This window comes from Hoyosella sp. YIM 151337 (assembly GCF_026041215.1).
Classification (GTDB): Bacteria; Actinomycetota; Actinomycetes; order Mycobacteriales; family Mycobacteriaceae; genus Hoyosella.
The window spans coordinates 530,061-552,481 of sequence record NZ_JAPEIQ010000006.1 but is presented as its reverse complement, the minus strand read 5'-3'; the positions used below and the strand labels follow the sequence as shown (position 1 = coordinate 552,481).

The 22,421-nt window shown below is 62.8% G+C and carries 21 protein-coding genes and 1 riboswitch; of the genes, 11 read left to right on the top strand and 10 right to left on the bottom strand.

Annotated elements, in window-relative coordinates; all coding sequences use genetic code 11:
* Nucleotides 1–3 precede the first annotated feature (3 nt).
* Both ONR57_RS04045 and ONR57_RS04040 read left to right on the top strand, forming a co-directional pair.
* Nucleotides 4–2,223, top strand: coding sequence for an acyl-CoA dehydrogenase (locus ONR57_RS04045; RefSeq protein WP_265121623.1), 2,220 nt, complete (start codon nt 4–6; stop codon nt 2,221–2,223).
* A 43-nt stretch (nt 2,224–2,266) separates the two neighbouring features.
* Nucleotides 2,267–3,004, top strand: coding sequence for a thioesterase II family protein (locus ONR57_RS04040; protein WP_265121622.1), 738 nt, complete (start codon nt 2,267–2,269; stop codon nt 3,002–3,004).
* A gap of 5 nt (nt 3,005–3,009) precedes the next feature.
* Here the strand turns inward: ONR57_RS04040 and ONR57_RS04035 are convergent, their stop codons facing one another.
* The 3 genes from ONR57_RS04035 to ONR57_RS04025 all read right to left on the bottom strand — a co-directional run bounded on the left by ONR57_RS04035 (nt 3,010) and on the right by ONR57_RS04025 (nt 5,416).
* Nucleotides 3,010–3,474 carry a tRNA (cytidine(34)-2'-O)-methyltransferase gene (locus ONR57_RS04035; RefSeq protein WP_265121621.1) on the bottom strand — a complete coding sequence of 155 codons (465 nt, stop codon included), beginning with the start codon at nt 3,472–3,474 and terminating at the stop codon, nt 3,010–3,012.
* A 99-nt stretch (nt 3,475–3,573) separates the two neighbouring features.
* Nucleotides 3,574–4,842: an HNH endonuclease signature motif containing protein gene (locus tag ONR57_RS04030; protein WP_265121620.1), complete on the bottom strand. Its 1,269-nt coding sequence runs from the start codon at nt 4,840–4,842 to the stop codon at nt 3,574–3,576.
* A 49-nt stretch (nt 4,843–4,891) separates the two neighbouring features.
* On the bottom strand, nt 4,892–5,416 hold the full coding sequence (locus ONR57_RS04025; protein WP_265121619.1) for a GNAT family N-acetyltransferase: 525 nt from the start codon (nt 5,414–5,416) through the stop codon (nt 4,892–4,894).
* Between the two features lie 60 nt (nt 5,417–5,476).
* On the opposite strand from ONR57_RS04025, the gene ONR57_RS04020 reads away from it, so the two are divergent.
* Together ONR57_RS04020 and ONR57_RS04015 are read left to right on the top strand one after the other, a co-directional pair.
* Nucleotides 5,477–6,352: a bifunctional methylenetetrahydrofolate dehydrogenase/methenyltetrahydrofolate cyclohydrolase gene (locus ONR57_RS04020; RefSeq protein ID WP_265121618.1), complete on the top strand. Its 876-nt coding sequence runs from the start codon at nt 5,477–5,479 to the stop codon at nt 6,350–6,352.
* On the top strand, nt 6,352–6,654 hold the full coding sequence (locus ONR57_RS04015; RefSeq protein WP_265121617.1) for a DUF3017 domain-containing protein: 303 nt from the start codon (nt 6,352–6,354) through the stop codon (nt 6,652–6,654). The genes ONR57_RS04020 and ONR57_RS04015 overlap by 1 nt, the downstream gene beginning before the upstream one ends.
* Before the next feature lie 13 nt (nt 6,655–6,667).
* On the opposite strand, the gene ONR57_RS04010 is transcribed toward ONR57_RS04015, so the two are convergent.
* Genes ONR57_RS04010 through ONR57_RS03995 form a run of 4 tightly spaced genes read right to left on the bottom strand, consistent with a single transcriptional unit; the run spans nt 6,668 to nt 10,311 of the window.
* Nucleotides 6,668–7,051 carry a VOC family protein gene (locus ONR57_RS04010; RefSeq protein WP_265121616.1) on the bottom strand — a complete coding sequence of 128 codons (384 nt, stop codon included), beginning with the start codon at nt 7,049–7,051 and terminating at the stop codon, nt 6,668–6,670.
* Nucleotides 7,052–7,109: 58 nt separating this feature from the next.
* Entirely contained in the window at nt 7,110–7,796 is a 687-nt protein-coding gene (locus ONR57_RS04005; RefSeq protein ID WP_265121615.1) for a hypothetical protein, read from the bottom strand.
* A 29-nt stretch (nt 7,797–7,825) separates the two neighbouring features.
* Nucleotides 7,826–8,971 (bottom strand): homoserine O-acetyltransferase, encoded by a 1,146-nt coding sequence (locus tag ONR57_RS04000; protein WP_265121614.1) that lies wholly within the window; start codon nt 8,969–8,971, stop codon nt 7,826–7,828.
* 44 nt (nt 8,972–9,015) lie between these two features.
* A complete protein-coding gene (locus ONR57_RS03995; RefSeq protein WP_265121613.1) occupies nt 9,016–10,311 on the bottom strand; it encodes a bifunctional o-acetylhomoserine/o-acetylserine sulfhydrylase in 1,296 nt (431 codons plus the stop codon).
* A 189-nt stretch (nt 10,312–10,500) separates the two neighbouring features.
* A riboswitch (SAM riboswitch) is annotated at nt 10,501–10,613 on the bottom strand.
* 280 nt (nt 10,614–10,893) lie between these two features.
* Here ONR57_RS03995 and ONR57_RS03990 point away from each other — a divergent pair.
* The 5 genes from ONR57_RS03990 (at nt 10,894) to ONR57_RS03970 (ending at nt 16,424) form a co-directional block, all read left to right on the top strand.
* Nucleotides 10,894–12,117: an NADP-dependent isocitrate dehydrogenase gene (locus tag ONR57_RS03990; protein ID WP_265121612.1), complete on the top strand. Its 1,224-nt coding sequence runs from the start codon at nt 10,894–10,896 to the stop codon at nt 12,115–12,117.
* Between the two features lie 105 nt (nt 12,118–12,222).
* Entirely contained in the window at nt 12,223–13,449 is a 1,227-nt protein-coding gene (locus ONR57_RS03985; protein ID WP_374116380.1) for an MFS transporter, read from the top strand.
* A gap of 62 nt (nt 13,450–13,511) precedes the next feature.
* Nucleotides 13,512–14,324 (top strand): exodeoxyribonuclease III, encoded by an 813-nt coding sequence (locus ONR57_RS03980; protein ID WP_265121611.1) that lies wholly within the window; start codon nt 13,512–13,514, stop codon nt 14,322–14,324.
* Between the two features lie 31 nt (nt 14,325–14,355).
* Nucleotides 14,356–15,393 carry a tryptophan--tRNA ligase gene (gene trpS, locus ONR57_RS03975; RefSeq protein WP_265121610.1) on the top strand — a complete coding sequence of 346 codons (1,038 nt, stop codon included), beginning with the start codon at nt 14,356–14,358 and terminating at the stop codon, nt 15,391–15,393.
* Between the two features lie 5 nt (nt 15,394–15,398).
* The gene (locus tag ONR57_RS03970; RefSeq protein WP_265121609.1) at nt 15,399–16,424 is read left to right on the top strand and encodes a YhjD/YihY/BrkB family envelope integrity protein; all 1,026 of its coding nucleotides are present in this window, start codon (nt 15,399–15,401) and stop codon (nt 16,422–16,424) included.
* A gap of 3 nt (nt 16,425–16,427) precedes the next feature.
* Here the strand turns inward: ONR57_RS03970 and ONR57_RS03965 are convergent, their stop codons facing one another.
* Nucleotides 16,428–17,750, bottom strand: a complete 1,323-nt coding sequence (locus ONR57_RS03965; protein WP_265121608.1) for a D-alanyl-D-alanine carboxypeptidase family protein — start codon at nt 17,748–17,750, stop codon at nt 16,428–16,430.
* A 116-nt stretch (nt 17,751–17,866) separates the two neighbouring features.
* On the opposite strand from ONR57_RS03965, the gene ONR57_RS03960 reads away from it, so the two are divergent.
* A complete protein-coding gene (locus tag ONR57_RS03960) occupies nt 17,867–18,547 on the top strand; it encodes a hypothetical protein (protein ID WP_265121607.1) in 681 nt (226 codons plus the stop codon).
* A 51-nt stretch (nt 18,548–18,598) separates the two neighbouring features.
* Nucleotides 18,599–19,807 carry a TetR/AcrR family transcriptional regulator gene (locus ONR57_RS03955; protein WP_265121606.1) on the top strand — a complete coding sequence of 403 codons (1,209 nt, stop codon included), beginning with the start codon at nt 18,599–18,601 and terminating at the stop codon, nt 19,805–19,807.
* On the opposite strand, the gene ONR57_RS03950 is transcribed toward ONR57_RS03955, so the two are convergent.
* Entirely contained in the window at nt 19,794–20,846 is a 1,053-nt protein-coding gene (locus tag ONR57_RS03950; RefSeq protein WP_265121605.1) for a Gfo/Idh/MocA family oxidoreductase, read from the bottom strand. The genes ONR57_RS03955 and ONR57_RS03950 overlap by 14 nt on opposite strands.
* Before the next feature lie 47 nt (nt 20,847–20,893).
* Nucleotides 20,894–22,402, bottom strand: coding sequence for a CoA-acylating methylmalonate-semialdehyde dehydrogenase (locus tag ONR57_RS03945; RefSeq protein WP_265121604.1), 1,509 nt, complete (start codon nt 22,400–22,402; stop codon nt 20,894–20,896).
* Nucleotides 22,403–22,421 lie beyond the last annotated feature (19 nt).

Below are 22,421 nucleotides of genomic sequence, written 5' to 3'. Positions count from 1 at the left end.
AGAATGGCACGCAAATCATACGAACTCGGTCTTGGGCTTACGGATGAACACCGAGCTCTCGCGGAATCGGTAGCGTCGTTCGCCGAACGGCATATCACGGCTGATGACGTCAGGGCGGCCGTCGAAGCACCCCAGCATGATTCGCTTCCCCCGTTCTGGGACGCGCTCGGTAACCAGGATCTCCTCGGGCTGCACATCCCCGAGGAGCACGGCGGCAGTGGTGACGGCATACTCACGCTGGCCGTCGCGCTCGAGGCGTTTGCCCGGCACATCGCTCCGGGAGTCTTCGTTCCGACGGTACTTGCCAGCGCCCTGATCGCTGCCGCCGACTCCAAAGCCCGAATTGAGCTTCTTCCCGGCCTCGCAGAAGGCACACAGGCGGGCGCCGTCGTGCTGCCCGGGGCGCGCGCAGCATTCACCGCGCAGCGCACGGATGACGGTTACGTACTGAATGGCCAGGCCGATGCTGTGCTAGGCGGCGAGGCGGCCGCTGTCGCGGTTCTGCCGGTGACAGTAGGACCCGACGAACGATGGATGGCTGTCGACACCGCGGGTCTCACAGTGACGGAGCAGGACAGCATCGACTTGCTGCGCGGATCCGCCCGGATCGAAGCGCGGGACCTCATTGTGAGCGCGGACCGCGTGCTGCACGGTCTGAGCATCGAGCGAGGCCGTTCGCTGACCTCCGTTATTCTCGCCGCCGAGGCCCTCGGGATCATGTCGTGGTGTGTCACGACGGCCGCAGAGTACGCGAAGACCCGTGTGCAGTTCGGCCGTCCCATCGGACAGTTCCAGGGTGTGAAACATAAATGCGCGCTGATGGGTGTCGAGCTAGAAAAGGCCCGTGCGGTGGTATGGGATGCGGCTAGCGCGCTTGACAAAGGCGATAGCACGGCCGGGTTCGCGGCCGACATCGCTGGGCTGGTGGTGCCAGACGCTGCGGTTCGAGTCACGCAAGACTGTATTCAGGTGCATGGCGGCATCGGGTTCACCTGGGAACACGACGCCCACCTGTACTATCGGCGCGCGCTCGCGATTCGCGGTGCACTGGGCACTAGGGAAGAGCGCGCTGATCGTGTCGCGGTGCAAGCGCTCGCGGGCGTCACACGCGGCACTGGCATCGAACTGCCTGAAGAAGCGGAGACGATCCGGCGAGCCGTGCGCGAGGAATTGCGGACGATCGCGGCGATCAGCGATGAGGACGAGCAGCTCATCGCGCTCGGCGATGGCGGTTGGGTGCAGCCCCACCTTCCGAAGCCCTACGGGCGTGCAGCAACGCCGCTCGAACAGATCGTCATCGCGCAGGAAATCCACGCTGCGGACATCGCCTTTCCGCAGCTCCTGATGGGTGGCTGGGCGGTGCAGGCCATCGTTGCACACGGCACTGAGCAGCAGAAGCGCGACCTCGTCGTGCCGACTTTGCGCGGTGACGTCGTGTGGTGCCAGCTGTTTTCGGAGCCTGGGGCTGGTTCGGACCTCGCGTCGCTCAGCACGAAAGCGGTAAAGGTCGATGGTGGCTGGAAGGTCACCGGACAGAAAATCTGGACGACAGTCGCCCAATTCGCTGAATGGGCGATGCTCATCGCCCGCACCGACCCCGCGAAACCGAAACACGAAGGCATCACGTATTTCGTGCTGGATATGTCCACACCAGGCGTGACGGTGCGGCCACTGCGTGAAATGACCGGTTCCGCGTTGTTCAACGAGGTGTTCCTCGATGACGTCTTTATCCCAGATGAACACGTCGTCGGTGAGGTCAACGACGGTTGGCGAGTCGCCCGGACGACACTTGCAGGCGAACGCGTCGCACTCAGCCAAAAAATGGAGGCCTACGCGACCGACAAGGATCTGCTCGAATTCGCAAAGGGGCGGGCTCTGGGTCCCCACGCCCGATTCCGGGTGGGTGAACTCGTGGCCGAAAGTCAGGCGGTCGACCTGATCGGTGCACGCGTCGTGCTCAAACAACTCGCCGGCGCTGACATCGGTACGACCTCCTCTGTCGGAAAGCTCCTCGGAATGGCTCTCGGTCAGGCGATCTCGGAGTTCGTTGTGGAGGAATTGGGCCCGGCGGGCGTCGTGACAATCCCCGGTGAGCCGAGCGACAAGGCGATGGAACAGCTTATAGCCGGGCGCGCCACCACCATTTACGGAGGCACGACCGAAGTGCAGCTGAACGTCATCGGAGAGCGGATGCTCGGCCTTCCCAGAGACGCGGATAGTTAGGGCTGTGGGGTGCGGTTCGTGCCGCCCGGTAAGTTAGGGACCTGTGGCGGATTCGAAGTGGCTGCGGACATTCCACCAGTCGGCGGCGGAAGCCGAGCTTGTTTGCTTCCCTCCGGCTGGTGGCGCAGCGAGCGCTTATCACGCGCTGTCCGGCGCGCTGACTCCCACGGTGCAGGTGCTGGCGGTGCAGTACCCCGGACGCCAAGATCGGCTCGGTGATCGTCTCTGCGAGAGCATTGACGACTTCGCTAGTGCTGCCGCAGCCGAGATCAAGCAACGGAGCGGCAAGCCGCTCGCCGTATTCGGCCACAGCATGGGCGCAACAGTGGCGTTTGAGACCGCCCGGGCCCTCGAAGCTGCTGGTCTCGAACTCGCCCATCTCTTCGTTTCCGGACGCATCCCGCCGCATAGGTCACTCGGTACCTCGCTGCACCAGGGCTCCGATGGCGACCTGCTTGATCGGCTCGAAAAGCTCGCCAACGAGCCTGAGCAAGTGCAGATGCTGCGCGACATGCCGGAGATCGCCGAGATGATTCTGCCCGCGGTGCGCAGCGATTACAAAGCAGTGGAAACGTATCAGTTCTCCGGTGACACGCCCTGCTTGTCATGCCCGCTGTCAGTATTCGTGAGCGAGGATGACCCGACGGTGACGCTCGATGAGGCGAAGGAATGGGAGCGCTACAGCCGTGGTCCTTTCACGCTGGAGGTCTTTCCTGGCCGTCACTTCTATCTGGACATTCACACGGCGAAGGTGGCGGAATCGATCCGCCGCCGACTGTGATGCGGTTACACAGCCCCTGGATAGCCGTGCTGTCGCCACGCCTCATAGACCACGATCGCCGCAGCGTTTGACAAGTTCAGGGACCGTCGACCGGGGATCATCGGAATTCGCATCTGCTCGGTGACGTGCGGGTCTGTCCGTACGTCACCGGGCAGCCCTGTCGGTTCAGGGCCGAACAGCAGGATGTCGCCCTTGCGGTATTCGACGTCCGAGTGCGCTCGTGTGGCATGGGCGGTGAACGCGAAAACCCGTTCCGGCCGCAGAGATGCCCAGGCAGCTTCAAGGTCGTCATGCACAGTGACAGATGCGAGGTCGTGGTAGTCGAGTCCAGCCCGTCGCAGCTTCGGCTCGGATAGATCGAACCCGAGCGGACCCACGAGGTGAAGTTCGCAGCCAGTGCCCGCCGCAAGACGGATCGCGTTTCCTGTATTCGGCGGTATGCGCGGCTGGTAGAACATCAAACGGAACACACCGATATTGTCCGTGCGGCGGCAAATGTGTTCTGTGCCGGGTGTCGTTTTGAGCGTATCCCGCGGTTGGCAAGCGATGACCAACCGCGGTAGCACCTCCTAGCTAGCGCGTTTCGCGTGGTGGTGGTGATTTCGCTGCGGTGTTCGGGCGGGATCGAGCCAGGGCGGTGGGATAGCTTCGGGCATGCCATCTGCGCCCATCTGGATTTCCCATTCGCTGTTGTGCACGAGCGTGTGGTGGTAGGGGCAGAGAAGCGCCAAATTGGCGAGACACGTGGTACCGCCACGCTGCCAGTAGATGAGGTGGTGGGCGCGACACCACCGATACGAGCGGGTGCACCCCGGGAAGACACATCCTTTGTCGCGTACGTTCAGCGCTCTGCGCAGCCCGACTGGTGCGGTGCGCTCGCTGCGACCGAGATCAAGTAGCTCGCCGCGAGAGCCAAGCACTGCCGGAATGATTTTCGCGTCACAGGCGAGGCGGCGCGCTAACTCTGCTGGAATCGGGTGCTCGTGATTGAGTCGTGCGGAGGAGTTGAGGTCGCCGGTAAGTTGTTCGAGGGTCATCGTTACGACGATGTGCGGAGGTTCCCCAGCTTCCGTGGGCAGGTCGGCGGCGCGCTCAGCATGCTCGAGCAACTCGGCGAACGCATCTCCCAAGCGCTCTGAACCGGAGCGCATATCGGGGATGCCCTCGCTGGCGGGACGGGGCGCGGAAAGGGGGGAAAGCAATGTTTCCAGCCGCACTCCGCTTTCTTTGTCAAGCTTCCCGCTTACTCGCAGTGCGTCTCCGCTCGAACTCCATTTGAGAACCAGCTCTCGTTTCGGAGCCCGATCCTCAGTCTTCGGCGGGATGTCCTGCTCGGCGAGCGCTCTCAAATGGCGGCCGGCGGCGCGCACAGCCCCGGGATGCGCAGCACGTGAGAGTTCGGTGAGAGTGGTTTCGTGCTCGTCGCGCTGTTCCGGACCGATGTGAGGCGGGAGACCGGCCAGAATGTCGTCGATCGCGTCGAGGTGCTCGGGACTGATCTCACGTTCGTGAAATGCCAGGGCTGCGACGGGCAGCAGCGGTGGGGTCTCGTCACCTCCGATCCCACGGCCCACGCACGCTGCGAGCGCTCGACGGGTCCAGCGCCGTGCGTCACCCCGATCGAGGTGCAGTGCGTCCTGCAGCAAACCGACCATGTCACGGTAGCCGTATCGGCTAACTGTGCCCCGGGACGTGATCTCCGCGATCACTTCACACAGCCGTGATGCTGCAGCCCGCGCTGCGTCATCGAGACCGCGCAGCAGCGAGACTAGTTCGGCATCCGTTAGCTGGTACAGCTCTGGCTCGTCTTCCCCGGGCACCTCACCATTGTCGAACATTTGAGCGAATCTGTGCTAGCGTGATGTCTTTCGCTCATAGCGAAAATTCTCACTGTGCGCGGACGAGATCAGTGGCGAGCAGATCCATCAAGAGCCCGTTGCGCCACACGCCATCCTCACCGCGTGAGTACTGCCGCATGACGCCAACTGGCCGGAAGCCGACCTTGATGTACGCGCGGATCGCCGCTTCGTTGGTCGCTTCGGGGTCGATCACGATGCGGTGAAAGCCGCGCTGATCCACGAGGTATGCGCACATCACCTGAACCGCTTCGCGGCCGTAATGGTTGCCCTGTTCCTCCGGGTCAACAAACACATCGATCCCGGCGTGCCGATAGTCCGGATCATCCTCGGCGTACCACTGAATGAATCCAACGATTCGATCCCCGGTCATGATCGAGTAGGGGTGCCCATCTGTGTCGTCGGGCCAGTCGGCGCTGGGCAGCCGCCACCACCGCCGGATTGACGGGATGCTGTGCAGCTCGCGCAGTCGACCGTGATGTTCGGGCTTCGTCGGCGCCAGTGTTACTCGCGGACCGTGGATGACGGGTGTTCCCTCCTGCGTTGAATCAGGCATGTACCGAGTGTGCCTGGTGCCTGACGCATGCGGGTACTGAAACCTGGAACAATAGCGATCGTGACGGCAACAATTCTGGATGGTAAGGCTACTCGTGACGAGATCTTCACCGATCTCAAGAAGCGGGTTGACGCTTTGAAGGAGCGCGGGATTCAGCCGGGCCTCGGCACAGTGCTAGTCGGGGACGACCCAGGTTCGGCAGCGTACGTGCGCGGAAAACACGCGGATTGCGCCAAAGTGGGCGTTGCATCGATACGCCGCGACCTTCCCGCGGACATTACTCAAGAAGACTTGAATGCAGTGCTCGACGAACTCAACGCAGATCCCGCCTGCACGGGGTACATCGTTCAGCTGCCCCTGCCCAAGCATCTCGATGAGAATGCGGCACTCGAGCGTGTCGACCCGGACAAGGACGCCGATGGTCTGCATCCTATTAATCTCGGTCGGCTGGTACTCGGAAAAGCAGCGCCGCTGCCGTGCACGCCACGTGGCGTCATCCATCTTCTGCGCAGGTACAACGTGCCGATCGCCGGCGCCCGCACCGTTGTTGTTGGCCGCGGCGTCACAGTCGGTCGCCCGATCGGCCTCATGCTGACGCGGCGCTCCGAGAATGCGACTGTGACGCTGTGTCACACGGGGACTCGCGACCTGGCCGCCGAAGTGCGACGCGCTGACATAGTGATTGCCGCTGCGGGAGTGCCGAACATTATTACCGCGGACATGGTGAAGCCCGGAGCCGCGGTCCTTGATGTTGGCGTGAGCCGGGTAGCTGGCAAGCTCGCGGGAGACGTGGCGCTGGAGGTGTGGGAAGTGGCCGGATTCGTGTCGCCGAACCCCGGCGGCGTAGGGCCGCTCACGCGCGCGTTCCTCGTCACCAACGTGGTGGAGCGCGCCGAGCAAGTAGTAGCGGAACTGGCTAGCGCGCACCACAGCTGATGCAGCAGCGAGCGTTCTCCCGTGAGCACCTAAACAAGGTGATTGCGCACATTCCGCTGGCCATCATCGCGGCATTTCTGCTACTTGCCCTCATCCTGGTGATCAGTGATCGATGGCGCCGCGGAGCGTTTGTGATCGGTGTCGCGACGCTGCTCGCAGCCTGGTTCAGGCTGATACTGCCTGAAATCCAGGCGGGCCTGCTGGTTGTGCGCAGTCGGCCGTTTGATGTCGCGGCATTGGCAGCCATGGGTGCCACGATCCTGTGGCTCACGCTCTCCATCGATCCGCTCGGTACGGGCTAGCTGCAAGCTTTGGTCAACGGGGAGCGCCACTAATCACCCACAGATGCCCGAACGGGTCCCGCACCCGCCCTTGCCGCTTGCCATAGGGACGGTTCTCAACCGGAATGAGCACCTCCGCTCCCAGCTGCACCATGCGCTCTGCTGTCGCATCCGGATCCGGCACGCTGGCCGTGAGAAGCACAGGCGAGCCGCCCACGGAGTGGGGGGCGTGCCAACCCCACTCTGGGACTGCCTGCGCCAGCGCAAAAGCTGCTGAACCCAGCGCTAGTTCGGCATGGTGCACGCTGTGGTCATCCGCCACTCGCAACGTGAGCGCCGCATTAAGAGTCTCGCGATAGAAGTCAATCGCGGCGTCAGCGTCGGATACGAGCAACTTGGGCAGAAGGTTACTGGTCATGCACCGATGATTGCGGCCCCACGTGTTGCCGGTCTTGTATTTTTCGGATCTCAGGCCGTTAGGTGTTATCGGTGAGGTCCCCTTCTACCAGGTCCTTAACCTCTTTGGTGGCAGTGTCTTTAGTGGTACTACGGCGCCGCATGCCCGGGATGCGCGGGGAACTGGGGAATCGCTCAACGATATCGGAAAGCGGGCCGACGGCTGTAGCGAGCTTCGCGGCTGACCGGTCGATTCCCGCTATCGGATCATGCAGAGACTGAATGGTCGGCCCGACTTCTCCTAAGGTGACCGAAACTTCCATAAAGCGGTCGATCAGGCCGCCTTCTTCAACGACTTGGTCGAGCACGCCACCGGGTTCGAGGAGCCGGTCTAGCGCGCCGCCCTCCTCGAGTAACCGGTCGATATAGCCATCGCGCGCGAGCAGACGGTCGAGTGGCCCGTCCTTCTTGATCAGCCGGTCAACTGGGCCATCGGGCTCGAGCATACGGTCGAGGAAGCCGCCGCGTTCCAGCATCCGGTCGAGCGCACCGCCTTTGGCAAGCAGACGGTCGAGTGGCCCGTCGGTATCCAGCGCCTTATCCACGGTTCCGCCGGGTGCGAGCGCTTTGCCGAGTGGCCGCTCTTCGGATACCGCTGAAGCAAGCGTCTTTCCGGCTACAAAGAGCCCGGAAAACCCGCCGAACTTCCGCCACTTTTTCTTTGGTGCCTCATTGCGATTACCCACCGGCTCTGCTGCGGACGACATGCATGGATGCTAGCAATACGTGGCGCTGCTCAGTGCACCGTTTTCCGGGCTAGGTCCACGATGTCGCTCAGCAACACCGATATACCCTCGATGTCCGTGAGGAAGCCGTCGTGTCCCTTATCGGTATCCAGGATGCGCAATTCCTTGCATCCTGGAAGGTGCGTCGCAAGCTCCTTTTGCAACCGCAAGGGGTAAAGACGGTCCGACGTGATACCGCCAACGATGGTTGGCGTTAGGCACGCGGCCAGGGCCTTGTGAACTCCACCGCGGCCGCGGCCGACGTCGTGGCTGCTCAATGAGTCGCTCAGGACCACGTAGCTGCCAGCGTCGAACCGGCGCACAAGCTTTCCGGCTTGGTAGTCGAGGTAGCTTTGGATCGAGTACTGGCCACCGTTAACTGGGTCCACCTCACCCTGCGGGTAGTTGCCGAACCGGTCGTCGAGCTCTTCCTCACCCCGGTACGAGAGGTGCGCGATTCGGCGAGCAACGCCCAGACCGTGTTCGGGTTCGTTGCCGGTGCCGTAGTAGTCACCGCCGTGCCAGTGGGGATCGGTTTTGATCGCGAGGATTTGGGCGGATTGCGTTCCGATTTGGTCTGCGGTTGCCCGAGCGCCGACCGCGAGGACTAGTGCGGTTGCAACGCGTTCGGGATAGCTTACTTCCCACTCGAGCGCACGCGCGCCGCCCATGGAGCCGCCGAGGACAGACGCGAACCGCTCGATGCCCAGCAGGTTTGCCAGCTTGAGTTCAGCGTTGACCTGGTCCCGGATGGTTACCGCTGGAAAGCGTGAGCCCCACGCACGGCCGTCCGGTGCGAGGGAACCCGGACCAGTGCTGCCTTGGCAGCCGCCTACTGAGTTCGCGGCGAGAACGCACCATTCGTTCGTGTCGACGGGTGCACCGGGACCGATGAGTCCGTCCCACCAGCCCGGGGTGGGGTGCGTGTCATCGGCAGGTCCCGTGACGTGGGAATCACCAGTGAGCGCATGCAAAGCGAGGATCACGTTGTCGCCGCGCGGTGATACTTCACCCCAGCGTTGCACCGCGAGTGTGACGTTCGGGAGCAGTGCGCCGTTTTCCATGCGCAGCGAACCGATATCGACGTAACCAAGCGTGCCATCGGGCGCAGGCCACAGTGCAGGATCCGGTGCGCGCCACCGGGAGGGGGTGCGCACCGTTCGCTGCGTGTGCGGTCTAGGCCGGTGAACAGGGCTTACAGTCAAGACGCCGCCGCTTCGAATCCGCGTGCCAAATCGGCCACGATGTCGTCAATCCCTTCTATACCGACAGCGAGGCGAACCAGGCCAGGCGTCACTCCCGCTGCAAGCTGTTCTTCCGGTGTCAGCTGTGAATGCGTCGTCGAGGCTGGGTGAATGACAAGGGACCGCACGTCTCCGATGTTAGCGACATGGCTGTGCAGTTCTAAAGCGTTGACAAACCGCTTGCCCGCGTCGATGCCGCCGGCCAATTCGAAAGACAGCACCGCGCCCGGCCCTTTGGGGGCGATGCGCTGGGCGCGCTCGTGCCATGGGGAGGACGGCAGGCCAGCGTACTGCACTGCCGTCACGTCGTCGCGGCCACTGAGATACTCCGCCACAGCCTTCGTGTTCTGCACATGACGTTCAATGCGCAGACTCAAGGTTTCTATTCCTTGGCCGATGAGGAAGGCATTGAATGGTGAAATCGCGGCACCGATATCGCGCAACAGGGTGAGCCGGGCTTTGAGGGCATATGCGGGCGCGCCGAGTTCGCTGTAGACGAGTCCGTGGTAACTGGGGTCGGGGGTGGTGAAGCCGGGAAAACGTCCGGACGTCCAGTCGAACGTGCCGCCATCGACGATTACCCCCGCAATCGAGGTGCCGTGCCCACCGAGGTACTTCGTCGCCGAATGTACAACGATGTCGGCGCCATGCTGGAACGGCTGGATGAGATATGGCGTGGCCACCGTGTTGTCGACGATGAGCGGAATGCCGCTTTCGTGGGCAACGGCGGCGACACCCGGAATGTCGAAGATCTCGCCGCCCGGGTTCGAGATCGTCTCACCGAAGAAGGCCTTCGTGTTCTCCTTGACGGCCGCGCGCCACTCATCGGGATCATCCTGGTTTTTGATGAAGCTGACCTCGATACCGAGCTTCGGCAACGTGTAATGAAACAGGTTGTAGGTGCCGCCGTAGAGTCGGGGGCTCGCGACAACATGATCGCCCGCTTCAGCGATATTGAGGATCGCGTAGGTCTCGGCTGCCTGCCCGGAAGCGACTAGCAGTGCCGCAGCGCCGCCTTCGAGGGCGGCTATGCGCTGCTCGATGACGTCCTGGGTGGGGTTGATGATGCGCGTGTAGATGTTGCCAGGCTCCGCGAGGCTGAAGAGCGCGGCCGCATGGTCGGTGTCGCGGAAGCTGTAGGACGTCGTTTGGTAGATCGGGAGGGCGCGGGCGCCTGTGGTGGGGTCGGGGACCTGGCCGGCATGGATCTGCTTGGTTTCGAAGGTCCAGCCGGTCTGGGAAGAGTCGCTCATGGAAAGTGTTCTCCTGGATAACGCGCGGCGCCACAAGGCTGAGAATCAGCCTGATTCGAAATCGCCTTGAGTCAGTGCGCAGCCGCGCGGCCGATGGGCAGGGGGGTCTTGCAGGCCATTCGGCCTAGCGACATCGGCTCATCGTGGACCTCCGTGGGCTTCAATCCCGTTCTCCGGGCCCGCCCAGCGGACCCGCGCTTGCTATCCGTCATGCGGACAACCCGGTCATCACCCGGGGCACCCCACCGCGGCTGGAGGGTTGCCGGCCAGCAAGCCGGGGCTTCACGCTGGCGCTCATGACCTGTCGTAGATAGTAGCGTTTTCTCCCTCAAGATGCCTACCGCCCCTCTGCGGGCTCTCGCCCGGCCGAGTGTCAGGCAGTTAGGCTGAATGCGGGAATGCTGACGCAACCGCTAATGCAGTACGCTTGTCATATTTGATTTGGTCGGCCCGCACACCGCCCACTCGATATAGGTTTAAGCCGATGAACCGTGCTGGCTGGAAACGCGCCGACTGTGCTCACAAAGCGCAAACAGCGTGCCGGAACGCCGGGGACACTGCCGAGGAGGACGCGAAGCACCCATGTCCAAGATCAAGGTTGAGGGCACCATCGTCGAATTAGACGGCGACGAAATGACCCGTATCATCTGGCAGTTCATCAAGGACAAACTGATTCATCCTTATCTGGATGTGAACCTCGAGTACTACGACCTCGGCATCGAGCACCGCGACGCCACGGACGACCAGGTAACTGTCGACGCTGCGCGCGCCATTCAGAAGCACGGCGTTGGCGTCAAATGCGCAACCATCACCCCAGACGAAGCGCGCGTTGAAGAATTCGGCCTCAAGAAGATGTGGCGGTCGCCGAACGGCACTATTCGCAACATCCTTGGGGGCACGATTTTCCGTGCTCCCATCATCATTTCGAACGTTCCCCGTCTGGTCCCCGGGTGGACGAAGCCGGTCGTCGTCGGCCGCCACGCGTTCGGCGACCAGTACCGTGCGACGGACTTCAAGGTGGACCGGCCCGGCACAGTGACCCTGACCTTCACTCCGGACGACGGCAGCGAGCCCATCGAACATGAAGTCGTCAAGATGCCCGACGCCGGCGGCGTCGTGTTGGGCATGTACAACTTCCGGAAGTCGATCGAAGATTTTGCGCGCGCGTCATTCTCCTATGGTCTTCAGCAGAACTACCCGGTGTACCTGTCGACGAAGAACACCATCCTCAAGGCGTACGACGGCATGTTCAAAGACACCTTCCAGGATGTCTTCGACAAGGAGTTCAAATCCCAATTCGATGCGGCTGGGCTCACCTACGAGCACCGGCTCATCGATGACATGGTGGCCTCCGCGCTCAAGTGGGAGGGCGGCTACGTGTGGGCCTGCAAGAACTATGACGGCGACGTGCAGTCTGACACCGTCGCGCAAGGATACGGCTCACTCGGGCTCATGACATCTGTGTTGATGACACCCGATGGAAAGACCGTCGAAGCCGAGGCAGCGCATGGCACGGTGACCCGGCATTTCCGCATGCATCAGCAGGGCAAACCCACATCGACGAATCCGATCGCGTCGATCTTCGCGTGGACACGGGGGCTTGAGCATCGCGGCAAACTCGATAACACACCCGCGGTGATCGAATTCGCGCACAAGCTCGAAGACGTCGTCATCAAAACCGTGGAAGAGGGCCAGATGACCAAGGACCTGGCCATTCTTGTCGGGGGGGAGCAGGGATGGCTCACCACCGAGGAGTTCCTCGGCGCCCTCGACGACAACCTGCAGGCTGCCGTCAAAGAAATCTAAACGCGCGAGGTTCGTCCGAAGCATGAGGTATCCGCCGTAATTCGTGTCACAAGACGTGCCGGGCGGGTATTGCCATCGGGGCTTGTTCTGTTCGGATGAAGCGTGGTGAAAACGTCGCAACCGGTCCAGGCAATTGCCGAAACTCGGGGGCAGTCGCTATGGCGCGCGCCCGCCATTCTTGCGATCATGCTCGGGTCGTTCGGTATCGGTACCACGGAATTCGTTGCGATGGGTCTGCTGCCGGAGATCGCTGCCGGTATCGGCGTCACCGAGCCGGCCGCGGGGCACACGATCAGCGCGTACGCGTTCGGCGTGGTCGTGGGTGCACCCCTCATCGCGATCGGAGCGGCGAGAGTCCCGCGGCGAAGACTGCTGATCGCGCTGATGGCCGCTTTCACGGTCGGGAATGCGGCAACGGTCTTCGCGCCGAATTACGAAGCCCTGCTCGCGGCGCGATTCGTGGCCGGTCTCCCACATGGTGCGTACTTTGGTGTGGCGGCGCTCGTCGCTGCGGAGCTCGCCGGCCCCGGCGTCCGTGCGCGAGCGGTCGCACAAGTGATGCTGGGCCTGAGTATCGCCAACGTCGCGGGCGTGCCCGCCGCCACCGCACTGGGGCAGCATTTCGGCTGGCGCAGCGCCTTCGTGCTGGTGGCGGTGATCGGAGTGCTGACGGTGGTTTTCCTGAACCGCGTCGTTCCGGACGTTGCGATGCCCGCGGGTTCAAGCCCGCTGAGAGAACTCAACGGATTCCGCAATATCCAGATCTGGCTGACACTGCTCACCGGGATCGTTGGTTTCGGCGGCATGTTCGCCGTGTACACGTACATCAGCTCGACGGTGCAGCAAGAATCGGGCGTACCGCGGTCACTCGTACCAGCGGTACTGATGCTGTATGGCGCGGGAATGATCGTTGGCAACATCATCGGTGGCGTGCTTGCCGATCGCAGTCTCAAACCGGCACTGTTCGGCCTCTTCGCGGGATTGTCGGCGCTGCTCGCACTCTTCACCGTCACTGCCGGGACCGCTCCGCTCGCCCTCGTCAACCTCGTGTTCATCTCGATCTTTGGGGCGGCACTCGTGCCGGCGCTGCAGACTCGGCTTATGGATGTCGCCAGGGACGCGCAGACGCTGGCCGCCACCGCGAACCACTCGGCGCTCAACGTCGCCAATGGTGTCGGCGCGCTGCTCGGCGGCAAGGTTATCGCGGCGGGGTACGGCTACACCGCTCCGGCAGCCGTCGGGGCGGTGCTGGCGGCAGCGGGTATCGGCGTGTTCGCTGTGGCTGTCCTGCTCGAAAATGCAGGCGGACGGCGGGGCAGCGTAACGGGCTAAGGGGCCGGCACACCCCATGCCCGGCTTCCACTTCACCTATCGCTCAGCTAGCGTGCCAAGACGTGTCGACTCCAGCCAGCTTCATTGTCTCCACAGTCAACGTAAACGGGGCCCGCGCCGCGGCGAAGAAAGGCATGCTTGCCTGGCTGCATGCCGCGGAGGCTGACGTGGTGTGTCTGCAAGAGACGCGTTGCGACGAAGGTCAGCTCGCAAGCGCGCTCGCGCCAGTGCTCGCGGAGGGCTGGCATCTGACGCAAGCTCCGTCGTCGATCAAGGGACGCAACGGCGTCGCTGTTCTCACTCGGTCCGCGCCCGTCGCCACGCGCATTGGCTTCGAAGACGATGAGTTTGCCGAGTCCGGCCGTTACCTCGAGGTTGATGTACCGGGTGCTGCCGGGCCGGTGACGATAGCGAGTCTGTACCTCCCGTCTGGTGATGTGGGTACTCCACGGCAGGACGAAAAGGACCGGTTCCTCAAGACGTTCGGTGACTACCTCACCACCGTCGCGCAGCGTGCGCAGATCATCTGCGGTGACTTCAACATCGCGCATACGCAGGCCGACATCAAGAACTGGCGCGGCAATCTCAAGTCATCCGGCTTCTTGCCCCATGAGCGCGCCTGGCTCGACGGGCTAATCGGGGACGTCGGCGAGTGGATTGACGTCGTGCGCGCGGCGTATCCCGGCGCCGATGGTCCGTACACGTGGTGGTCGTACCGCGGGAAAGCGTTCGACAATGACGCCGGATGGCGGATCGACTACCAGGTCGCCACGCGGATGCTCGCTGCTCGAGCTGCCGACGCCCGCGTCGAACGTGCCCCGTCGTATGATGCGCGATGGTCCGACCATGCGCCCGTCACCGTACGTTATGCCTGATCGCTACTAGTTCAGAAAGCACGAGAGCCACATGTCGTCTCCTATGTCGCCGCAGCCCAGTACGGGCAAGCCGCGTGTTCTGTCCGGGATCCAGCCGACCGCCGACTCGTTTCACCTGGGGAACTACCTTGGTGCGCTGAAGAACTGGGTTGCGATGCAGGACGATTACGATGCTTTCTACTTCATCCCCGACATGCACGCGATCACCGTGGCGCATGACCCGAAGGCGCTGCGGGCCCGTACACGTAACGCGGCTGCACAGCTGCTGGCCACTGGTATTGATCCGTCGCGTTCGACGATTTTCGCGCAGAGCCAGGTGCCTGAGCATGCTCAGCTTGCCTGGGTACTGATGTGTATCACCGGTTTTGGTGAAGCTAGCCGCATGACGCAGTTCAAGGACAAGTCAGCGAAAGAGGGCACCGAACACTCCAGTGTGGGGCTTTTCACGTATCCGATGCTGATGGCCGCTGACATTCTGCTGTATCAGGCGCAGTATGTGCCCGTCGGTGAGGATCAGCGTCAGCACTTGGAGTTGACGCGCGACCTCGCGCAGCGGTTCAACAGCAGGTTCGGCAAGTCCTTCGTCGTCCCCAGCGCGTTCATTACCAAGGAAGCAGCGAAGATCTATGACCTGCAGGAACCGCGCGCGAAGATGAGCAAGTCCGGTCCGAGCCCGGCGGGACTAATCAATCTGCTCGATGAGCCGAAGGTGTCGGCGAAGAAGATACGTTCCGCGGTGACTGACACGGAGCGCGACATTCGCTACGATCCCGAAGCGAAGCCGGGAGTATCGAACCTGCTCGTTATCAACTCTGCGCTTTCTGGGCGTTCCGTTGCCGAACTCGAACTGCATTTTGCCGGAAAAGGTTACGGTGATCTCAAGGTCGACACCGCCGAGGTTCTCACCGAGTTCGTCGTCCCGTTCCGTGAGCGGGTTGCCGAGTATCTCGATGATCCTGCCGAGCTCGACCGCGCGCTCGATATCGGTGCGCAGCGAGCACGGTCGGTAGCGTCGGAAACGTTGGCGGCGGTATACGACAAGATCGGATTTCTCCCACCGAAGGGGTGACCGTAGTGGCGGACAAGCCGAGCTTCCTCGACAAGCAGCGCGCGAAATACCCGTGGTTTGACCATCTCATGCGGGCTGTCACGCGCTTCAACGAGCAGCACGGTGACTATTACGCCGCCGGTATCACTTACTTCAGCGTGTTCGCACTAGCCCCACTGATGCTGGTGGGCTTCGCGACGGCCGGTTTCGTGCTTGCACGTAACGAAACGCTGCTGGCTGATCTCCAAACTGCGATATCGGACGAACTCCCTGGCGGCTTTGGGGAGCAGATTGGTGAATTGCTTGAGCATGCGATCGAGCAGCGTGGCACAGCACTGAGCATCGGACTGATCCTGGCGTTATACGCTGGGCTTGGCTGGATCGGGAACCTTCGCAAAGCGCTCACGATGCAGTGGGGCATTACCCCGCCCAAACTCAACTTCATTACGACGAAGATCAGCGACCTGGGCGTGATGGCTGGTCTTTTCCTCGCGATCGGTGTTTCGCTCGGTCTCACCGCACTGAGCGCGACGCAGCTCATGGACTTTGTGTTATCCCCGTTGGGACTTTATGACGCACCAGGAGTCGGCGTCGCCGCCCGAATCGTGTCATTCCTCCTTGCTGTGGCAGCGACGTGGCTCGTATTCACCTGGGTGATCGCTAAGTTGCCCAGGTACCCGGTTGCGATACGTAGCGCGGTCCGGGCCGCACTGGGAATGGCGATCTTCTTCGAAATTTTCAAGCAATTCGGGCAGATCTACCTGACTGGTGTCATGAATAACCCGGCAGGTGCGGTGTTCGGTCCGATTATCGGCATCCTTGTTTTCGTTTACTTCACCGCTCGAGCTCTGCTCCTGTTTACCGCATGGGCGGCGACGTCATCGGAAAGCATGGAACTCGCGCCTGTGGCGCCGCCCGAGCCCGTAATGATCAACATGCCAGTCGTCGTCAGGGAAGGCAACGCGGTCGCAGCGGGTATCGCGGCGTTCGGTATTGGTGCCGCGACCGTTGTGGGGCTCTCCGCGCTGCGCCGCAAGGAACCTCAGCGCTGAATTTCACCGGTTGCGCCGGCGGCCGGCGCGTATCGCGACGTAAAGCATCAAGGCGATCAGGGCTGCGCCGCCCGCCCCGATCAGCACGCGCTGGCCGGTCTCGGGAGACGATGGGCTCGGCGGGCTGGTAAGGCCATCGTCCGCTGCGGAAACGGGGGGCGACAACGCGGGTGACTCATCGCGTGACTGGGCCTCCATGATGCTTGCGATCGCGTCGAGGGTGCCGATGCTGGCGCCTTCTGGAACGCGGAAACCGTAATCGAACAGATCAGCAATCTGCTTCCACACTGGATGCGGCTCGTTCTCGGCCTTCAGCACCGAAACGACTAGCCGGCGGCCATCGCGTTCCGCAGCCCCGACGTACGTATGGCGCGCGGCATTCGTGTAGCCGTTCTTTCCGCCGATCGAGTCTGGATACATCCAGTTCACGACGTTGTCGTTACCCATGGCGAAGCCCGGGCGATCGACATCGCCGGGCAACTCGGGGTCGGCTGGGTATCCGGGGAAGTCGATCTGATCGAGCTGCAAGTAGGCCGCAAACTCAGGGATCTGCATCGCCGCCCGGAAGATCACGGCGAGGTCGTACGCGGACGAGGACATCCCTGGGCCGTCGAGGCCGGATGGCGTTGCGGTGCGTGTGTCGAGCGCACCGAGTTCCGCCGCGTACTCATTCATCTTCCGGATCGTCTCGTCGACGCCACCGAGCTGTTGGGCAATCGCGTTTGCCGCGTCATTTCCCGACGAGAGGACCAGCGCCTGCATCAGTATTTCGTTGGTGTACACGCCTCCGGGCCCGATACCAGCACGGCTGCCCTCGATGTTGGCGTCCTCTTGAGTGCCGACGATCGTACGGCCCAGATCGATTTCGCCGAACGCGACGAGTGCAAGCAACGTTTTTATTGTGCTGGCAGGGCGGTGGCGGCCGTGCGGGTCTTTTGCAGCGAGCACCTCGCCAGTGTCGAGATCGGCGATCAGCCAGCTCTCGGCCGAGATTTCGCTGGGCGCGTCAGGCGCGTCGTCGGCGTGTGCGAGTCCGCAATACCCCAGCCCTGGACCGCCTACCGGCTGATCTGGAACTGGCAGCGGTTCGGGAGCTGATTCCCCGGCGCGAGGTTCCTCTGACGTGTCGGTGGGCGGGGGCGGAGTTTGCCGAGCCGGGCAGTCGGAGGTGTCAGGTGTCGTGAAAGGAGCCGCAGACGTCGTTGTGGGGCCCGGTATTTCTGGTTCCTGCAGCTGGGCAGCTGCAGGCGTGATCGCGAAACTCGCGGTGGCAAGTGAACCCGCTACCGCGATCGCGGCGATCCGGACTTTCCTGGACGTATGCATCGAGTTGGGAGCGTATTGCAATGCGGGAGATGTACCAACCTGAACCGCCGAAATGCGTCGGCGAACATGGTCACACTGAATACCGGTGAGTCGGTCTCCACACCAAGGGAGTGGTCATGCGGATGCTGCAACGCGGGCACGGCGGCGTGTCAGTTCACGGGGAGCTGCGGCATCAGTGCTGGGGCTTCATGCTTGGCTCGCTGTTCTTCACAGTGGGTGCCGCGCCCGGTTTCGCGAAACCGGCCGGCGCGAGCATGGCAAACGCGCTGTTCTTCACCGGTGCGCTGTTCTTCACGGCCGCCGCGTGTATCCAGCTTATGCTCAGCGAGGATGCCCGGGTGCGGCACTTGTCCGTCCCTGGTGTGCGGGCTGAGTGGTTAGCCGCGGCAGCGCAACTAGTTGGCGCCCTGCTCTTCAACGTCAGTACCAGCGCGGCCCTGCGAGTGCACCACCCGGTGGCGGATGAGCGAGCCCTCGTGTGGACGCCGGACGCGGCCGGGTCGGTGGCTTTCCTCGTCAGTGGTGCGCTGGTACTGGTGGTCGCGCGAGATGCAGGAACGATCCGTGCGATGCGGACCCGTGCGTGTTACGCCGTGTGGCTGAACTTCATCGGCTGCCTCGCATTCGCGGCTTCGGCGGTCGGTGCGTTTGTCACCGCGTCGGATGTGCCCGAGGACGCGTCGGTGGCCACGATGGGAACGTTCGCGGGTGCACTGTGCTTCTTTGCGTCGGCGTGGTTGTCACTGCCGGGACGTGAAGCCCGCCCGATCGGCGAGGGGCACACAGTGCGGCGGTGAGATTCCCGATCGGGAGCAGCCGCGACCTGCCAATGCCCTAGGATTACTTGAATGTCGATCAGCGATACCGCGAGCTTGGCGCCGCGCAAACGGCCCCGCGATCGCAAGCAGATTATCCTCGCTAAAGCGAGCAAACTGTTCATCGCGCAGGGATACCACCAGGTTTCGATGGCGGACATTGCTGATGCCGTGGGAGTGACCCCCACGGCGCTCTACCGGCATTACAAAAACAAGGAAGAACTTCTCGAACAGGTGCTGCTCACCGCTGCCGTTGGTGTCCGCGACACCGTCGTCGCAGCGTGTGCCGACGGACGTCCCACGGCCGAGGTTCTCGCCGACTTGTCGGCCTTCGCCTTCGCTGCCCGCGGGGTGCATCCGCTGCTGCGCCGGGAGGTACGGCATTTGCCTGCCTCGCAGCAGCGCGCGGTCGCGGTGCTGATCGTGGAAGCGGTACGCGCGATCGGTGGGGTGGTCGCCGCTGCCCGGCCGGACCTGACTCCACATCACTGCCGCCTCGTCGCCTGGTACCTCATCTGGATGCTTGGAAGCATCTCGTACCATCGCGTCGAGGTAGCTGAGGAGGACGGCATCCACATCCTTTGCCGCCTCGCTGGCGACATGATCGGCGCGCTGCCGGTACCGCAGCCCTACCCGCAATTGATCACCGCAGGCGAGGCGGAACGTCTAGTTCAGGCCGACGCGAGTGGTGAGCGCCGGGAGGAACTTATCGCGGCGGCTACGACCCTTTTCGGCGAACAGGGGTACGTCGCTACGACGATCGAGGATGTCGCCGCGCGTGCTGGCATGGTGGGTCCCAGCATCTACCACTACTTCCCGCGCAAATCAGACCTGCTCAAGGTCATCCTCGATCGTTGTGCCCGCTGGATCGACGGGTACATCGCGCGAGCGGTCACGGAGAGTGGCGCCCCTGACGACATCGTGCGTGCGATGATGCGTTACTACGCCGAATTCAGTGTCGCTCACCCGGGCCTCATAGCAGTGGCGGCAACCGAACCGATGCACTTGTCACCCGACATCAACGCAGGGCGCACCCGCGACATCCAGCGTGATGGCGTGGTGTCGTGGGCAACGCTCCTGCAGTATGCGCGGCCGGGCATGAGCCGTGCGGAAGCGCGGCTGCGTGTCATCGCTGCGACGACCGTCGCTAACAATGCGGTGCTGCGGAGACCCTTCGGTTTGCAGCACGCAGACGACCTCACGGCCGTCGGTCATGCGATACTCGCGGTCAGTGTGAACTAAGCAGAGCGCCGTATTCCACACCGCCGTCAACGCGCTGCGGGCTGAGCTTCACGGTCGTGCCTGTCCTCCACGCGTGTGACGCGGCCTGGGCCAAGTCGAATGCGGCCAGCGCATCGAGCCCAGTACAGCGCGGCTGCTCTCCAGTCTGCACGCACTGCGCGAACGCTTCGACTTCGGCCTGGTAGGCGAACGGATAACGCTGCTCAAAATCCGCTACGAGCGGCACTGTAGCTGAGCCGGGTGTTCGCCACTCGTAGCCGAAGCGTCTGGGGTTGTCGATGCGCAATGTCGCACGTGAACCGACGACCTCGGTGGAGCACTCGTACCCGTAACCCGCAGCCCGGCTGTTGTCGATAACGCCCAGCGCGCCGTTCTCGAAACGCACCACCACCACCGCGGTGTCGACATCGCCGATCGCGGCAAACCCCTCCGGATCGCTCAGCGAACTTCCGTAGGCACTGACCTCGACGATTTCACCGGCGATCCATCGCGCAGTGTCGAAGTCGTGAACCGTGACGTCGACGAAGAAGCCACCCGAACCCGCGAGAAACTCGGCTTTCGGTGCGATCATGTCGCGCAGCGACGTCCGGAACATGAAAACCTCGCCGAGTTCGCCGGCTTTGATCCGATGGACCCCGGCCACCCAGTCTGGGTCGAAACGCCGGTGGAAGCCAACCTGGAACTGGACGGCAGCCTTCTTCACCGCGTCGAGCACGTCGACGGTGGCGGCCCGGTCCAGCGAAATCGGCTTCTCCGAGAAGACATGCTTCCCGGCTTCCGCTGCGGCGATCGTCAGCGGTGCGTGCGTACCAGTGGGCGTCGCGATAGCGACTGCATCGATGTCGGGATTGTGCAGCAGCTCCTCATACGTCGTTGTCCATGGCACGCCGAACTGTTCGCCGATCTCCCGTGCGACGTCTTCACGAGCGTCGAACACGGCCGCCAGCTGCGCGGATGGGCAGCGGCCAGTGAGGTTGGCGAGATGAATTCTCCCCATACGACCCAGACCGGCGAGAGCTATGGATGTCTTGGTGCTCATTCGTTCGTCCTTGACATCAAGGGCCCGAAGGCATTTAGTGGACGGTCTCAGTGAGATTGCGGGAAACCGAGGTTCAGGCCGCCGTGGCTCGGATCGAGCCAGCGTTCGGTGACAACTTTGCCGCGGGTGAAGAAGTGAATGCCTTCCGCCCCATGCGCGTGCGTGTCACCGAAGAGCGACGACTTCCAGCCGCCAAAGCTGTAGTACGCCATCGGGACTGGGATCGGCACATTGATGCCGACCATGCCGACCTCGACCTCATTCTGGAAGCGCCGGGCGGCCCCGCCGTCGTTGGTGAAGATGGCAGTGCCGTTGCCGTACGGGTTTACGTTCACCAGTTCCAGTGCGTCGTCATAGCTTTCAACACGCAGGACCGACAGCACCGGGCCGAAGATTTCTTCGGTATAGCAGGTCATCTCGGGTGTGACGTGGTCGATGACGGTCGGGCCGAGCCAGAAACCGTTCTCGCCACCATCTGCCTGTACTTGGCGGCCGTCGAGGGCGATTGTCGCGCCGGCCGCTTCGCCCGCATCGATATATGATGCGACTTTATCGCGGTGCTGCTTGGTGACCAGGGGACCCATGTCGCAGTTCTTCGTGCCGTCACCGGTCTTGATGGTCTTGGCGCGTTCGTTGATCTTCGCGACGAGTGCGTCTCCTACACCGCCGACGGCAACGAGGGCGGAGATCGCCATGCAGCGTTCGCCAGCGGACCCGAAGCCTGCATTGACCGCGGCGTCAGCCGCGAGATCAAGGTCGGCATCGGGAAGAACCACCATGTGGTTCTTCGCACCTCCGAGGGCCTGCACCCGCTTGCCGTGCGCGGTCCCGGTGTTGTAGACGTACTGCGCGATCGGGGTGGAACCGACGAACGAGATCGCCTTGATGCCCGGGTTGGTGAGGAGTTCGTCCACCGACGTCTTGTCGCCCTGGACGACATTGAACACGCCCGGCGGCAGCCCCGCCTCGGCCCAGAGTTCAGCCAGCCATATCGACGCTGAAGGATCCTTCTCAGACGGCTTCAGGACGACGGTGTTGCCGGTTGCGATAGCGAGGGGGAAGAACCACATCGGCACCATCGCGGGGAAGTTGAACGGGCTGATCACGGCGACCGGGCCGATCGGCTGACGGATCGAGAACACGTCGACTTTGGTTGACGCGTTCTCGGTCATGCCGCCCTTGAGTAAATGTGGGATACCGCACGCGAATTCAACGACCTCCTGGCCGCGCGTGATCTCACCGAGGGCATCGGAGAGGACCTTGCCGTGCTCGGAGGTGATGATCTCCGCGAGTTCAGGCTTGCGCTCGTTGAGCAGCTCGCGGAACCTGAACAGGATCTGGACGCGCTTCGCGAGCGACGTGTCACGCCAAGCTGGGAAGGCAGATGAGGCCGCATCAATCGCTGCGCGGGTGTCCTCCACAGAGGCGAGCGCGACCTGCTTGGTTACTTCACCCGACGCCGGGTTGGTGACGGGAGCGGTTTTCGTGCTCGTGCCGCCGAACGGTTTGCCGTCGACCCAATGCGAAATCGTGGTGGTGTCAGTGCTGGTGGTCATGTGTGGTGATTCCTTGAAG